General features: G+C 38.2%; 13 protein-coding genes. 11 read left to right on the top strand and 2 right to left on the bottom strand.

All coding sequences use genetic code 11. The features are described 5' to 3' along the window. Nucleotides 1-1,423, top strand: a 1,423-nt coding sequence (locus QVB70_RS01525) for a glycosyltransferase family 39 protein (RefSeq protein ID WP_287582687.1), incomplete at its 5' end; no start/stop codon positions are given. Between the two features lie 45 nt (nucleotides 1,424-1,468). Here the strand turns inward: QVB70_RS01525 and QVB70_RS01520 are convergent. Beyond that, entirely contained in the window at nucleotides 1,469-2,218 is a 750-nt protein-coding gene (locus QVB70_RS01520; protein WP_287582685.1) for a ribonuclease Z, read from the bottom strand. A gap of 432 nt (nucleotides 2,219-2,650) precedes the next feature. On the opposite strand from QVB70_RS01520, the gene QVB70_RS01515 reads away from it, so the two are divergent. The 7 genes from QVB70_RS01515 to QVB70_RS01485 all read left to right on the top strand — a co-directional run bounded on the left by QVB70_RS01515 (nucleotide 2,651) and on the right by QVB70_RS01485 (nucleotide 11,684). Continuing rightward, a complete protein-coding gene (locus QVB70_RS01515) occupies nucleotides 2,651-4,279 on the top strand; it encodes a PAS domain S-box protein (protein ID WP_287582683.1) in 1,629 nt (542 codons plus the stop codon). An 18-nt stretch (nucleotides 4,280-4,297) separates the two neighbouring features. Beyond that, a complete protein-coding gene (locus tag QVB70_RS01510) occupies nucleotides 4,298-4,747 on the top strand; it encodes a response regulator (protein ID WP_287582681.1) in 450 nt (149 codons plus the stop codon). Further along, on the top strand, nucleotides 4,748-6,364 hold the full coding sequence (locus QVB70_RS01505; RefSeq protein WP_287582679.1) for a PAS domain S-box protein: 1,617 nt from the start codon (nucleotides 4,748-4,750) through the stop codon (nucleotides 6,362-6,364). Between the two features lie 226 nt (nucleotides 6,365-6,590). After that, nucleotides 6,591-7,106 carry a hypothetical protein gene (locus QVB70_RS01500; protein WP_287582677.1) on the top strand — a complete coding sequence of 172 codons (516 nt, stop codon included), beginning with the start codon at nucleotides 6,591-6,593 and terminating at the stop codon, nucleotides 7,104-7,106. Between the two features lie 55 nt (nucleotides 7,107-7,161). Beyond that, on the top strand, nucleotides 7,162-8,322 hold the full coding sequence (locus tag QVB70_RS01495; protein ID WP_287582675.1) for a leucine-rich repeat domain-containing protein: 1,161 nt from the start codon (nucleotides 7,162-7,164) through the stop codon (nucleotides 8,320-8,322). 193 nt (nucleotides 8,323-8,515) lie between these two features. Continuing rightward, on the top strand, nucleotides 8,516-10,072 hold the full coding sequence (locus QVB70_RS01490; RefSeq protein ID WP_287582673.1) for an NAD(P)-dependent oxidoreductase: 1,557 nt from the start codon (nucleotides 8,516-8,518) through the stop codon (nucleotides 10,070-10,072). Nucleotides 10,073-10,346: 274 nt separating this feature from the next. Beyond that, a complete protein-coding gene (locus tag QVB70_RS01485) occupies nucleotides 10,347-11,684 on the top strand; it encodes a hypothetical protein (protein ID WP_287582671.1) in 1,338 nt (445 codons plus the stop codon). A gap of 526 nt (nucleotides 11,685-12,210) precedes the next feature. Here QVB70_RS01485 and QVB70_RS01480 read toward each other — a convergent pair. After that, complete coding sequence (locus QVB70_RS01480; protein ID WP_287582669.1) at nucleotides 12,211-12,411, bottom strand: ferritin family protein; 201 nt, start codon at nucleotides 12,409-12,411, stop codon at nucleotides 12,211-12,213. A gap of 342 nt (nucleotides 12,412-12,753) precedes the next feature. On the opposite strand from QVB70_RS01480, the gene QVB70_RS01475 reads away from it, so the two are divergent. The 3 genes from QVB70_RS01475 to QVB70_RS01465 all read left to right on the top strand — a co-directional run. Then, nucleotides 12,754-13,899 (top strand): 2-oxoacid:acceptor oxidoreductase subunit alpha, encoded by a 1,146-nt coding sequence (locus QVB70_RS01475; RefSeq protein WP_287582667.1) that lies wholly within the window; start codon nucleotides 12,754-12,756, stop codon nucleotides 13,897-13,899. Further along, nucleotides 13,896-14,810, top strand: a complete 915-nt coding sequence (locus QVB70_RS01470) for a thiamine pyrophosphate-dependent enzyme (RefSeq protein ID WP_287582665.1) — start codon at nucleotides 13,896-13,898, stop codon at nucleotides 14,808-14,810. Before QVB70_RS01475 ends, QVB70_RS01470 begins: the two co-directional genes overlap by 4 nt. A 187-nt stretch (nucleotides 14,811-14,997) precedes the next feature. Beyond that, the coding region (locus tag QVB70_RS01465; RefSeq protein ID WP_287582663.1) for a hypothetical protein at nucleotides 14,998-15,537 on the top strand (540 nt) is incomplete at its 3' end.

The raw sequence follows: 15,537 nt of genomic DNA, 5'->3' as shown, positions 1-15,537 counted from the left end.
GTGTTACTGGGGATTAAAGATCTTTCAAAGTGACTATTCGTTTTACAGCGTGTTTTATACCACCGTGGAATGGTCAAGAAAACCGTTCCTATCAGCTTTTCTTTATAGCCTATCCTATCATGTTTTTGGCATCAATTTATTTGCCGCTCGATTTATTTCAGCTATTTCAGGGATAGTTTCAGTGTTTATTCTGTGGAAACTAACCAAGGAATTGTATAATGAGTGGCTAACGGCTCTTATTTCTGCATTTCTCTTGAGCATTTCTATATTCCATGTCTGGTATAGTCGACTCGCAATGCAAGAAGCATTATTGACATTACTCGTAACAACATCAATTCTTGCATACTATATGGGCATTAAGCAGGAGAATGATGTCTTCCTACTGCTTGGAGGAGTGTTTCTTGGCCTTGCAATAAATACCAAGCAAAACGGTGCTATAGCCTTCATAATCATAGTTCTATTCCTCGTCATAAACCGAAACTATCGTTATGTATTCAAGAATAAATTTTTCTGGGCATCATTGGTAGTCGCTATAGTCATTCATTCTCCATATCTCTATTGGGCATTTACACATAATTTTGACATTTATAGGTCACCAGGTAGGGTTGATGTTGATATTACAAGATTATTTTCAGCATCGGAAATCTATTTACGAATTATTTATCTAGTTTCGTGGATTCAAGATTTTCTTGGATGGCCTTTACTCATTCTTACATTACTTTTCATCCCTGTATTGTGGTTACGCAGGAAGAATGATGATACCCTAATCTTAATTTGGATTGCGGTAGTCCTCGTATCTTTCTGGCCTGCAGTCCGATTTTATCCTCGATATCTCATGCCTGCGGTTCCCAGTATCTACATTGCAAGTAGTAGAGTAATTACAACTCTTATTGAGGAAGTGAAAAATCTTCGTACTACAAAACAGCGGCAAATTATTGTAAAGGGTTTAATACTACTTTTCGTCTTGATAACTGTCTTTGATACATCGACATATCTTTATGGAACATTAACACAGCCCTCTAAAGAAGAAAGGTTACCAAACGCTGTAAAACAGCAATTCATTGAATCCAGTTCTTCTGGATATGGACTAGATGAGGCAGTACAATTCTTAGAAGAAAATGATTTCTCACAAAATACGGTTATTGTTACCCTTCCATATTTCAAGTGGTCAATTGCCTTTTTAACAAAAGATTATTATCCAGCGATTTACGATATCACGCTAATTGATGGATACTTTGCTGGGGACACTGAGAGCAAACCTATTATTGATGACAATGTGTGTGTTTTCATAATTCGAAATTATGAAGAGGAATATAATCGTTATAATTATTCTCGAATCAGCGAAATTCCGAATACTGACTTAGAAAAGATAATTTACGTAGATGGTAGCCCAGAAGTCCACATTTTTGTAAAGAGTAAATAGTGTTCTGAAATATCTTCAAACTGAGAATTCAATTCCCTAGAAATATCAGAGGTGTATCACATCCAGATCGGATGGTACAATAATCTTACCATCGAAAAAAGTTCTTGCTTGCGCAATTAACGATGCTTTCTCCTTGAAATATTTCTCTGGCCAGTGTATTAACACCAACGCTTCTTTTATACCTGCCTTTTTTGCAAGCTTTCCTGCGTCTCCAGGAGTAGAATGTCCGTATTTATGTGCCAACTCCTCCATTTCATTTGGAAATGAGGCTTCGTGAATCAGCACATCACAACCGCCTGACAGATTTTCAATTCTTTCATTTGGTCGCGTATCACCAGAATAGCATATACATGATGCTTCAGCGTGAATCCGATACGCCATACTTTGTATTTGGTGATCTGACTCTATTGCAGATATAGCATCGTCAATCATGCTTCCTCCAATGATTTCGGTAAAATTTAAGTCAAATGTTAGAGCATGAAGAGGGGTATTCATCAATTCTAAAAGAGAAATGGTGAAGTCTTGAATTCCTTCAGGTCCTATTATTTCAAGCGGTAGTTTTCTTTCATTTTGCCACATCGTCCAGATCAAACCAGGGAGACCAGATACATGATCTTGATGAAAATGTGTAATACAAATTCGTTTAATCTCGTTTAAATCATGGTTCATTTGTAATAACCGTTGTGTGACGCCTTCTCCAGCATCTAACAGCAAATCTGTATCAATAAGGATTGAAATGTTTACTCGATCCGCTGTTATCATACTTCCGCTTGTACCCAGAAATGTGATTTTCATCAAATCACCTCAAGGAGATTGCTTCTCTTTGAAGGGAGAAGAATTATTAATTTAAATACTTTGCCAACATTTACTTGTAGGCAGTCTGTATGTTATGGAAAAACCAAGATTAGAAAACGTTAGGTTACCGGTTGAAATACGACTCTCGTTTTAATTTATTTAGCTGGTCTTTTCTTGAGAAACATAATAACTCAAAATCTTGACAGTCTTATACATGAAAAGTATAAATGTGAAATATTTGCATATATACATTGATACGAGAGTACAAGAAAAACGTAATATTCTTGGGAGTAAAAATATCGCTTTAGGAGCGTAACGGGGAAACTTATAACATATTTGGGAGGGCGAAAGCACAAGCCAAGATACTACAAATAGAACCTTATTCTTTCAAGTACATCCTATTTAACTGTCAGATCTATGAGGATTTAAGACATGACTAACAAAAATCCTGACCTTACGGAGTTTGAACGATTAGAGAAGGCACTTAAAGAGAGTGAAAAGAAGTATCGCTCACTTTTTGAAGATTCCAAAGATGCAATTTATTTTACTACGCGAGAGGGCACGGTTGTCGACGCCAACAAGGCTGCGATGGATTTGTTTGGATATACTAAAGAAGACCTACTCCATGTGAATGTTATAGATACGTATGAAAATCCAGCTGATAGGCTTAAGTTTCAGCAAGAAATAGAGGAAAAGGGTGCGGTTAGAGACTATGAGGTAAGGCTTCATGGGAAGAATGGGAAGGTGCATGCCTGCCTGCTGACTACGACTGTGTGGAGGGGCAATGATGGAAGCATCCTAGGATATCAGGGAATCATCCGCGATATTACCGAGCAAAAGAGGCTTGATAAGGCATTAAGGGAATCGGAAGAAAAACTCAGAGACCATGCCGAAAACCTAGAAAAACTTGTTGAAGAAAGAACTTTGGAACTTAGGGATTCAGAGGAACGCTATCGAGGGTTATATGACTCATCCATAGACGGTATTGCCTCTACGAATATGGATGGAAACATTATAGAGTGCAATCAAGCCTTTTCTGATATGTTTGGCTATCCTAAGGCAGAAATTAAACGAATGAATTATCTAGAATTCATTCCTGGTAAATGGCGAGACATTGTCGCACGAATCATTAGCGAACAAATACTCCCAAGGGGGTTTTCAGACGTACTTGAAATAGAAGGCTGCAAAAGAGACGGACTAATCTTTCCTGCCTCTGCAAGAATATGGGTCATTAAGGATGAAGACAGCAGGCCTGCTAGAATGTGGATTCTTGTCCGTGATATTACAGAACGAAAAAAACTGGAAGGGAAACTGAAAGCATATACTGAAAAACTCAAAAGACTTGATGAAGAGCGAGCTGAAGAACTGAGACGAAAAACTGTAGAACTTGAAGCCCTCAACAAAGAACTTGAGGCTTTCAGTTATTCTGTGTCGCATGACCTGCGTGCACCTCTTAGGAGTATTGACGGTTTCAGCAAAGCGTTATTAGACGACTATATAGACGTATTAGATGCAGAAGGAAGTGATTATCTTCAACGAGTTCGTAAGGCGACCAAACGAATGGCAGAAATCATAGATGAGTTACTGGCATTGGCAAGGGTTACACGTACCGAAATGCACCGTGAGAAAGTTGATCTAAGTAAAATGGTGCAGGAAATTTTGACAGAACTACAAGAATCACAACCAGAACGTCAGGTAGAGTTCATTGTTGCGCCAGGATTGGTAGCGGATGGTGATGCGAGACTTCTCAGCTTAGTTTTTGATAATCTTCTAGGAAATGCTTGGAAGTTTACTGGAAATAAGTCAAATGCAGAGATAGAATTCGGAGTTACTTGGAAAGGGATCGATAGGGTGTTTTTTGTACGAGATAATGGAGCAGGTTTCAATATGGAATATGCAAACAAGTTATTTGGAGCTTTCCAGCGTCTTCACTCACCAGAAGAGTTCCCAGGAATCGGCGTTGGACTAGCTACCGTGAAACGCATTATTAATCGTCATGGAGGCCGTGTATGGGCTGAAGGCGAGGTGGGTAAAGGCGCAAGTTTCTATTTTACTCTATAATTAAATGGAGGAAAAAGTATGGATAAAGAAATAATCCTTTTAGTGGAAGATAATCCAGATGATGTACTTTTGACCAAGAGAGCATTCAAGAAAAGTAATATTTTAAACGAATTGGTAGTAGCTAACGACGGTGTTGAAGCATTGGATTATCTTTTTGGTACTGGCGCCTATAAGGGTCGGGATTTGAGCATTATGCCAGTACTTATTCTACTGGATCTAAGATTGCCTAAACTTGATGGTATAGATGTACTAAGGCGAATTAGAGATGATGAGAGAACAAAACTTATTCCTGTAGTTATTCTAACTACTTCAAAAGAACAAAAGGACTTAATTGAAAGTTATAGCCTTGGTGCCAACAGTTACATTCCCAAACCAGTAGATTTTGACCAATTTGTTCTAGCAGTGCGTCAACTGGGATTATACTGGGTACTTTTAAATGAACCGCCACCAGTAATAAGGAGGGATTAAATGGGATTACCGCTCCGCGTTTTGATAGTTGAAGATTCAGAAGATGATGCTACATTATTGGTGCGTGAACTAAGGCGCGGAGGATATGAACCGACCTTTGTACGAGTGGATACACCTGACGCTATGAAGTCTGCACTCACTAACCAAATATGGGATATTGTTATCTCTGACTATGTTATGCCGAAATTCAGCGGTATCGCTGCTTTGAAACTATTTCAAGAAAGTGGAATCGACTTACCATTCATTATCATGTCAGGCAAGATCGGGGAGGATTTTGCGGTAGAAGCTATGAAAGCTGGTGCTCATGACTATATCGTAAAAGGTAAAACGGCGCGACTTATTCCCGCAATTCAAAGGGAGATGCGAGAGGCAGAGGTGAGAAGGGGACGTAAACGGGCTGAAGTTGCTTTGGAAGAGATCGCAAGGAGATTTCGAAGAACATTTGAAGCTATTCCTGATCCTGCATACCTCTGGGGGCGACAATCAGATTGGCGCATAATTTTAACTCAGGCTAACAAGGCAGCCTATGATTTGACAGAAGGTGAAATCGGAGATTTTATCGGTACTGAGGTGGAGAAGTTATATCATGGAATGGTAGAGAAACTCAATCTTGCAATGGACACCGGAAAAACTCAAAGAGAGGAAATGTTCCTTAAACTCCCTACTGGAGAGGAAAGATGGTTTCTTGTTGATCACGCGAAAACTGATGAAGATAGTGTTCTGACAATCACTAAGGACATTACTGATCACAAGAAAGCTGACCAAGCTCTTCGTGAGAGCGAAGAACGATACAGGTCACTATTTGAAGATTCCAGAGATGCGATCTATATTATTACGCGAGATGGTTATTATATCGACGTAAACCAATCTTTTGTGGAACTCTCTGGATACACGAAGGAAGAAATACTTAAACTCAACGTCTTGGAATTTTATGTTAATCCCGCTGACAGACTTAGATTTCAACACGAAATTGAACGCAATGGATCTGTTAGAGATTTTGAAGTCAAGTTTCGTAAGAAGGATGGAACAGAAATTAATAGCCTACTCTCTTCAACTGTAAGGACGGACAGTGACGGAAGTGTTCTGGGATATCAGGGCATTGTTCGTGACATTACCGAGCGCAAAAAAGCTGAAGAGGCACTTCTTGAGAGTGAAGAAAGATATCGTTCCATTTTTGAAGCATCAAGAGACATGGTCTATATCAGAACCAAAGAGGGAAATTTTGTAGACATAAACCCAGCTGGGTTGAAAATGTTTGGCTACACCAAAGAAGAAATGCTTAATTTGAATGTCATGGAACTTTATGTTGACCCTGCAGATCGAATCAAGTTTCAGCAAGAAATAGAGCGAAATGGGGCAGTCAAGAACTTTGAAGTGAAACTCCGAAAGAAAGATGGGACTGAAATAGAATGTCTGGCTACTTCGACTGTGAGATTGGACAGAGATGCCAATATATTGGGATATCAGGGCATCGTTCGTGATATTACCGAAAGTAAGCAAGAAGAAGAAAAGATGAAACGATATACTAAAGATCTTGAAAGGATCGTTGACGAGAGAACGGGAGATTTAAAGGAAGTGCAAAGACTGTTGTATAATATTTACTATAAACTATCCTAAGTTTTTTTAATATCAACATTGATGAACCTGAATGGCTGTTATAGTTCACTTATCAATTAAGCTCATTTAGTTTTTTTTAAAGGCCACCAACTCTGCAGGATTCTTGCCATCACATACAGAATTCGACTCTCTAAAGATTATATGAAAAGTATAAAAGTACGGAAAACGCACAGTATCTTTTTGTCATAATTATACATTACTAATTGTAAATTTGGAGGGGAAATATATGGCAGAAATATTAGAAAAAATCCCTGCTGAGACTAAGTGGGCAATAACCTCTAATGTCTTAGCCAGTGCCTTAGTAGTACGAGGAGAAAAGGTCATAGCACCTGTTTTGGGAAAATTAAAATGGCTAGAGATAAACAATGAAGTCTATGGTGAAGGCGGTAAACTTATGTTTCCACAGATTAAAGAAGAATTTAAATTTCCAGTAGGAGATGCAACAGAAGCCGCTAAATTTGCCATGCTCGCCTTAATGTTGCTGATGGGACCTGAAACAGAAAGTGAACTGATCGAGGCAACGCCTGAAAGAGCTGTAGTCAAGACAACAAAATGTCCATTTTGGGAAAGATATCAGGAGAATGAGGTAAATCCTGAGCTTATCCCATGCGAAATAGGACATCAGGCGTTTTGTGAAGAAGGATTTAAGACAATAAATCCCAACATAACTTTCAAACTTGTTAAGGCACGACCAAGCGGAGAATCATACTGCGAAGGGATCTACGAGTTTAAGGCAGAGTAAACCTTTAACTTTATGAATTTAATCAGTTAATAATGGCAGAGGGAATGATTAGGCTATGGAAAACAATTTTGTGGTGATTAGAGGCGAAAAATATTACGTAAAAAACGGCATGCTAAACCTTAGCAGGAAAGAAATTACTGATCTCACAGAGATCAAGGGATTGGAGTCCCTGACTAATCTCCAAGAACTTACTCTTAGTTGGAATCAGATAGAAGATACCGAGGGATTAGAAAAAGTCACGAGTCTCCAACGACTAGACCTTACTGGGAATCAAATCAAAGAGATCAGCGGATTGGGACATCTCAAGACACTCCAGATGTTATTTCTTGGACATAATCAGATAGAGGAACTTAGTGGACTGGAACGTCTATCTAACCTACAAAAACTAGAACTTTTCGATAACCCGATCAAAGAAGAAGAAAGAGTCTTACTAGAACGCCGTGCGCAGGATATTGTGAAATACACTCAAGAAAAAGCAGAAGGAAAAGCAGATATAGGATGTGTGACATTTCAAGGGGAACTTCATTATGTAACAGATGGCATTTTGAATCTATACAAGAAAAGAATTACTGATATCTCTGAAATTGGGGGGTTGGAGCACCTTTCTAATCTTAAGGAATTACATCTTCATAATAGTTTCATTGAGGAAATCAAAGGATTGGAGCATTTAACCAACCTGCAGGAATTAGACCTTCGCTGGAATCAGATCGGAGAAATCAAGGGATTGGAAAACCTCACTAATCTCAAAGCACTACACCTTGATCGCAATCAAATCAAAGAGATTGCAGGATTAGATAATCTTACTAATCTCCAACACATTTGTCTAAGTAATAATTTAATAAAAGAGATCAAGGGATTAGAGCACCTCTCTAATCTTAAAATATTATGTCTGCATGATAACTATATAGAAGAGATCAAGGGATTAGAAAATCTCAAAAATCTAGAAAAATTAAGCATTGGTAATAAGATACGAGAAATCAACGGATTGGACCCCCTCACTAATCTCAAAGAATTAAGTCTTTGGAATAATCAGATAAAAGAGATCAATGGTTTGGAATCGCTCGCTAATCTCCAAGAACTTAATCTTCGAGGAAATCTATTAAGAGGCTATGAAAGAGAGTTAATTGCACGAGATGCTCAAGAAATTGTGAGCTACTGTCAAGAAAAGGCAAAAAAGGATAAGCCTGGATTACTAAAGAGGCTATTTGCGTACTAGAATGAATTAAAGTAAGTATTACACAAAAGAGCAGTATTTATTATCCCAGGATTTAGTGTTCTAAGAATTTTTTCTTTTATATTCAACAATTCTCGAAAACCTGCTATAAGGTGATTACCTGAAATCCTCCGCATATATTTTCGTCAATTTGAGTCCTGAAGTAGGCGAAGATTCTCTGGAAGATCTAAGAAATTTGAAAATAGTCCGAGAAGTTTCACTTATTCTTGAGCCCTTTGATTTGGTAATCAAAGTCGAGGGGGAAAATAAACAGGAAATTGATGCTTTTGTAAGCAATTTGAAAGAGATGCATGGCTTTAAAGAAATCTTGTTGTCACCAACTCTTAAAACACTAAAGAGAAAAGCTGGAACAAGACGGATCGACATGGCGGAGTTGTCCCTTAGGGAACGCATAACCTCTTTTGATGAAGTTTTAAGAGGTTACACAAAAGAAGAAGCTATAGAAGAAGCAAAACGTTGCCTTCGTTGTAAAAAACCGTCTTGTGAAAAGGGATGCCTTTTAGATCTTCCTATTTCTTCCTATCAAGAAGATTATGATGCACGTGGTTTTGTGGGTCTTATAACTGAAGAGCGGTTTGAGGAGGCGTACCGTCTTATACTAACTAAGTGTGCATTACCTGCCACACTTGGGCGAATATGCCCTCATCCTTGCGAAGATAACTGTCTCTTAGGAAAAAAGGGAGACCCCCTCGCTATATGTAGACTTAAGCGATTCGTTGCCGATTATATATATGAACAAGAAAAACTAATGAAAGCGAATACGCGAGATTTTTATGCTGAGTTAATTAAAGGAATTGAAAAAAAAGATCAACGAGTTGCAATTATTGGATCTGGACCTGCTGGATTAGAAGTAGCCTATGAGCTTATAAGATTAGGTTATGGTGTAACTATTTTTGATAAAATGCATGCTTTAGGAGGCATGTTATATTGGGAACTTCCTTATTATCGCTTACCAAAAACTGTGCTTCAGAAAGAGATCAGTAATTTGCTGAGTCTTGGTATTGAGACAAGGTCTCAAATACGAATCGGTAACATGGATGATCTCTTCACACAAGGCTATGCTGCTGTTTTTATTGGTGTAGGTGCCCCTATTCCAAGAAAACTGGGAATTCCGGGAGAAGATTTAGAAGGAGTATATCCTGGCGAACTGTTTTTAAAAGATGTGAATCTAGGGAAAGAAGTTGATTTTACAGGAAAGAAAGTAGTTGTAGCGGGCGGCGGGAATACAGCAATAGATTCCGTAAGAACAGCATTACGGCTTGGAGCAAAAAAAGTATCTCTTGTTTATCGAAGAAGCCGACGTGAAATGCCTGGCCATGTACATGAAATTATAGAAGCTGAAAAGGAAGGAATTCTCTTCTATTTTCTTGCCTCACCAGTACGTCTCATGGGAGATAACAAACTTGAAATGGTTGAATGCGTTCGAATGAAACTTGTGGAGACCGATGAGAGCGGAAGAAGACGTCCTATTCCAATTGAACATTCTGAATTTCTGTTAGAAACAGATGTGTTTATACCCGCAATTGGAAGAACTCCTGATACTGGATGGTTAAGTGACATAAAACTAACAAAATGGGATACCATCGTAGTAGATGAAAATGGTGCCACGTCATTGATAGGAGTATTTGCTGGCGGAGATGTAGTTAATGGTGCTTCAACATCCGGAGAAGCAATGGCAAGTGGAAAAATAGCAGCACAAGGCATTCATGCGTATCTTCAACAAAAATCTTAATTGAACGATCTAGTTACTTTTTTACATTTTGTTTTCATCCGTCTTTTATTTCTCTAAATTCGATGATAAATTCGCAATACTGATCTCCTCTTAGCATTGATTGACCTCCAGTATATCAAAAGATTAATGAGTAAGTAAGATGAATTCCTCGCAATGTTAAGACTTTAGTAGCGTATCAAATCGCATTTGTCCATTCAAGAAAGTGTGAGCTACTTCTTGCAAGAAAGTATAAAAGTCATATCTTAGTATAACTTGGAGGTGGAGAGGACTCAAAGTGAGTGAAGTAGTTAAAAAAATCCCAAAGGCTTGTCATTATATCTATTTCCACATTGATGATGATAAAGAAATCAACGAAGTCTGGAATTATCTAACAAAAGAATATGAAAAAGACACAGATGGTGTAGTTTGCACACTAGAACCTACAGCAGATTCGACTATTTCCATTTCTCTTGCAACTGGAGATGAATACGGAGCATATCTCTCTTGTTTCGAAGATGTAGCTACAATTGGAATGTTATTCTATTCAGAAGACACGACCCTGCAGGGCATAGACGATAAGAGAAATCAACTAGATAATTTATTGTCGTCTCAAATCGGTGAAGCAACTGTTCTGATAGTAGATAAAGAAGATCAACTTAAAGTTGCGAAGGAAAAGTTTTCAGAATTTGAATCTGTCGAAAGTGGACTATCTTTTGGAAAGTTGTACCATTTTTATGACGAAGACAGGGGTTTTTATTTCTGTCTTCCATTTGAAAAGGATCCACTTTTTGATTTTCTAGTGGAAGAACTGCCGCTCTTTGATGCAAGTTTTCAAAGTCTTGATAAGAAGGTTAAATACTTCCAAGATCAATTACGATTGATGGAACAAGAAAGGGTCGCAGCGGATAAATTTGTGAGTAAGTTGCTCTACGCCGGAATTGGGAAAAAAGAAACAGATGCGGAAAGAATTGACGTTTTAGAAAAAGAAATTGACGATCTATCACAACTTTATGAAAAAATTGCAAATTATACATATATGATTAAAAATGCGGTTCTTACCGTCAGAAATGACTTACTAAAGTTAGATGAAGGTTTAGCCTCGTTTTGTATTGAAAGAAGGTTGGAATCACAATATATCCAAATGAATAAAAAATTTCAGGATCGACTGGAAACAGAAGGAAGTCTTCTTTCTAACACTCTAACTGGCATTAAGACGGCGATCGACATCGTTGACACAAAAGTGGGCCTTCAAAGGGGTAAGGAGAGCTTAACACTTCAACAACAAACCCAACATCTTCAAGAAGAAGGCACATCGATGCAAATGGCCACAAGTATGATTGAATTTGTGCTAGTATTCTTTTATTCGTTAGAATCGTGGGAAATACTGTCAAGTCATGAAATATTTTCTCTTATACCGGTTACGCTCAAAATAGGGCTCATCGGATCATGGGCGTTCATGGCAGTCATAGCCACACATTTCCTCGCAATGAGTTGGAGGGAAAACTGGAAATTAAATAAAGGTGTTGTAATTTCGTTTGCAATCCTGATTGCGATCCTAATATCCATAATCCTTATTACACAGTATTATGCCGGAGTAGCAGCACACGCAGCAGACGCAGCGAATGGCCATTGAAGAAAAGAAAAGAGAATTGAAGAAAATTAGTTTTTACAGAAGTATGTAATGCTGGGTCCTTTTTTATTACTTCATTAGTTTTCAGGTCTTTGAACTTTTCCATTCCCTATTTACTTTATTGTAGTTCAAGGCCATCTGATGGACTCGCTAATACTTCTCATGCTATTACCTTGCGGACCTTTTACAGTTAGTCTTTTCATGTTTCACGTATACATTATACGATAAAACGTACAATCTTTTCCTTTAGACGTATTATTGCTCCACACAAAATATATAAGATCAAAGATATATGTTCAAATGGATTTAGTAAACTATAGGAAACTTGAACAAGGCGGAATGCTTCTCTTGTAGCGAGGGGAGCACGTTCTTGTGCATGAGACTGAACCCGAGAGGTCTGACGCCTTCTAAGACGGGAATGGATGACAGGCAGGGGACGAGAAAGGTCACACCCACAAACACGAAAAAGAAAAAAAGTTAGGTATATCCGTCCTTAACAAGGTTGTTTGTAAAAACAACCTTTTTTTTATTATTTCATCAGTTTCAAAGCAGCTAGCCTTCGTTTAAGTACCTTTTCGTGTCCTTCTTCGTCTTTTGCCAATTGTTCAAAGAAAGCACGCGTTTCAGGGTCTTCCGCCATTTCTGCCGCCTTTTTATAATCTATTTGAGCCTGTCGTTCGTCTTTTATGGCTGTTTCAATTGTTTTGATAAGTTCTTCTTTAGCACCCAATTTTATCACTCCAGTAAATTCATCCCAAATCAAGTTTTTCGTTCTTTAGAATGTAAGAATGAGAAAAACAATTTTTTATTATGGACCTCACCTTTTTAAAATCTTTTTGATAGCGGTCTTAAGGCATTTTTTGAAATACTTCGCCCCCTCCAATGCCGCTAGTTTCTATGGATAATAGTGATCAAATATATGACTGGATGCCTCTTGCTTACTCGACTTTTAGAGAAATAAGTAATTACTGTGATCTTTGAAAAAGTATTTAAAATTTACATATGTAAATTTTACATAGTTCAGCTTAACATATTCAACCAAGTGGAAAGACGTGATAAAAGGCGTAAAAAAATGCTAGAAACAGAATGTAAACGATTGTTCCTTTCTGGGAATGAAGCGCTGTGTGAGGGGGCTCTTTATGCAGGATGCGACTTTTATGCAGGATACCCGATTACACCCGCGTCAGAAATCATTGAAATTTTATCTAAGCGCATGCCGGCATTAGGAAGAGTATCGATGCAACTTGAAGACGAAATAAGTTCACTCGCGGCAGTCATTGGGGCATCTCTAGCAGGGGCAAAAGCAATGACGGCTACTTCTGGTCCTGGTGTGTCTTTAATGTTAGAGAATTTAGGTTTGGCGGTTATGTGTGAGGTTCCGCTCGTTTTAGTAAATATTATGCGCGGGGGTCCAAGTACAGGGCTGCCGACAAAACCGGCACAGGGAGACGTTATGCAGGCTAGATATGGATCTCATGGAGATTATGAACTTGTAGCATTGATTCCTAATTCTGTACAAGAATCATTTGACTTAATAATAGATGCATTTAACATATCAGAAATGCTTAGGACTCCTGTAATCCTCTTATCTTCGGCAGATGTCGCACATATGCGAGAGACGGTTTTCATTCCTGAAGAAGGTACAATTCCTATAATTAATCGAAGAGTACCTTCCAAAGAAAAGACTGATTTCAAACCTTTTGATAACAACTCACATGATTTAGTACCACCTATGCCTATTTTCGGTTCAGGTTATAACACACATTACACGGGTCTCACACATGACGAATATGGTTTCCCTTCTGATGACCCCGTAGTTCATACCAAATTAATTGAACGTCTTAAGAATAAAATTACAAATAAAATCGATGAGATTACAAAAATAGACACAAAATATCTAGAAGATGCTGAATTAATTGTCATCTCGTACGGAAGTCCCTCAAGAGCAGCTCTTCAAGCAATTATGGATGCTAGGAATGAAGGACTAAAGGTTGGATATATTCGCTTGATTACTCTTTGGCCATTTCCTCTAGATATACTTAAAAAACTGTGTGAAAGTGCCAATAAACTTCTCGTGTTAGAATTAAACATGGGTCAAATTGTAAATCAAGTTCGTTTGCTTGGTAACGAAAATGTTTACTTCTATCCTAAACTTGGGGGCACATTATATACACCCATTGAAATTTTGTCAGAAATACGGCGGTGTCTGAAAAAATGATGGAAACAGCTCAAAAAGAAACTAAAGAACGGGAAAAACACCCACTTCAGAAATATTTCAGAAAAGAACGTTTCCCAACAATGTTCTGTCCTGGTTGTGGTAACGGAATTGTTATGAGTGCTGTTATGCGGGCAATTGACAACCTAACAAATTTTAACGTCGACAACACGGTTTTTGTGTCAGGTATTGGTTGTGCAGGGCGTATTCCCGGTTATATTTTAGCTGATTCTGTACATACTACACATGGTAGAGCGATACCCGTAGCTACTGGCATTAAGATGTTCAACCCAGATTTAGAGATAGTTGTTTTTGGCGGAGACGGAGACATTACCGCCATAGGGGGCAATCATCTTTTACATGCGGCACGTCGCCACATAGATTTAACTGTTGTGTGCGTAAATAATCTCAACTACGGACTCACTGGTGGTCAATTTTCTCCCACAACACCCGCTGGGGCATCTACTTACACCACACCTTATGGCAATATAGAAGGTTTTTTCGATTTTGCAGAACTTGTATCTCTTGCAGGGGCTGCGTATTCAGCACGATGGACAACGAACTACCCCCGTAGAATTACGAAGAGTGTTGAAAAAGCTCTTCTCAAAAAGGGTTTTGCATACGTCGAAGTGGTTTCACAATGTCCAACTTCTTTTGGAAGGCATAATGTATCCGCAAAGCCAAAAGAACTCATGGAATGGCTTAAATCAAACTCAATTCGTGTTGACGAAGTTAGAGATCAGTGCATGTCAAGAAGTGATGTCGAGGGCAAACTTGTTATTGGTGAGTTCATAGATGTTGAGTTACCAGAGTTGACCGAAGAATATAAAAAATTAATCGAAGGCATAAAAGACGGCACAATAAAAGCTAAGAAGCCACGATTAGATTGGCTCGAACTAGCGATACGTGCATAATATTAAACTCCTCTTTCCTTTCGGAAAGGTTTTTCTCGCAGATATCAGCTAGACTTTTTATACGTTTTAAATTTCAAAGTATAGAAAGTCATACTCTTTTTATATGATTTTTCGGATTACCATTACGTGAGAGAATCACCTGTAAGAAGCATGATGATTAAAACCTAGGACTCTGAGAGGACAAACAATGGCTGATAAAGTTAAAGACGTCCCCCGCAAGCTATTGGATGGCTATCTTAAAAAGTTGGAAACACAAGGAGAAATAGATTCTGCCTTCATACGTGAGTCTGTATGGAACGCCAATTGGAAGGAAGAATTACAAACATATCTTTCTTCAAAATCTATGCAATTCTTAGAAAATATTCGAACTATGGATGAATTACTTGAAAAAATAAAAGAGGTTAATATGAACATAGTTGAAGGAAAACTAAGTGCAGAGATGGCAGAAGTCTTAGTTAGCTATGCAAAGACTTTAGATGCAATTTCACAATTTCAGGGCTATGAAGATGTCTACGTAGCTTATGAGATCAACGATCCGGTCACTGGCAAAATGATCCCTATTCAGGACGAGTATTTGGATATCGCTGTAGCCTTAAGAACCGCAGCAATAGTTTTTGAAGATTTAGTCATTAATTTGCTGCAGAAATCACAGTTATCCTCAGAGATTTATGATCGCGTTTCTAATTTATATTTAAAAGCATCTAATCTTTTTCATACATCATCACTT

The organism is Candidatus Borrarchaeum sp. (genome assembly GCF_019058535.1).
GTDB lineage: Archaea > Asgardarchaeota > Sifarchaeia > Borrarchaeales > Borrarchaeaceae > Borrarchaeum > Borrarchaeum weybense.
Note: the sequence above shows the minus strand (reverse complement) of the source record. Positions and strands in the feature narration are given on the sequence as shown.

Bases quoted from the DNA above. Each gene is read 5' to 3' on its own strand.
- QVB70_RS01495 (WP_287582675.1), top strand. From the start codon at position 7,162: ATGGAAAACAATTTTGTGGTGATTAGAGGCGAAAAATATTACGTAAAA.
- QVB70_RS01515 (WP_287582683.1), top strand. From the start codon at position 2,651: ATGACTAACAAAAATCCTGACCTTACGGAGTTTGAACGATTAGAGAAG.
- QVB70_RS01510 (WP_287582681.1), top strand. From the start codon at position 4,298: ATGGATAAAGAAATAATCCTTTTAGTGGAAGATAATCCAGATGATGTA.
- QVB70_RS01500 (WP_287582677.1), top strand. From the start codon at position 6,591: ATGGCAGAAATATTAGAAAAAATCCCTGCTGAGACTAAGTGGGCAATA.
- QVB70_RS01520 (WP_287582685.1), bottom strand. From the start codon at position 2,218: ATGAAAATCACATTTCTGGGTACAAGCGGAAGTATGATAACAGCGGAT.
- QVB70_RS01475 (WP_287582667.1), top strand. From the start codon at position 12,754: ATGCTAGAAACAGAATGTAAACGATTGTTCCTTTCTGGGAATGAAGCG.
- QVB70_RS01505 (WP_287582679.1), top strand. From the start codon at position 4,748: ATGGGATTACCGCTCCGCGTTTTGATAGTTGAAGATTCAGAAGATGAT.
- QVB70_RS01470 (WP_287582665.1), top strand. From the start codon at position 13,896: ATGATGGAAACAGCTCAAAAAGAAACTAAAGAACGGGAAAAACACCCA.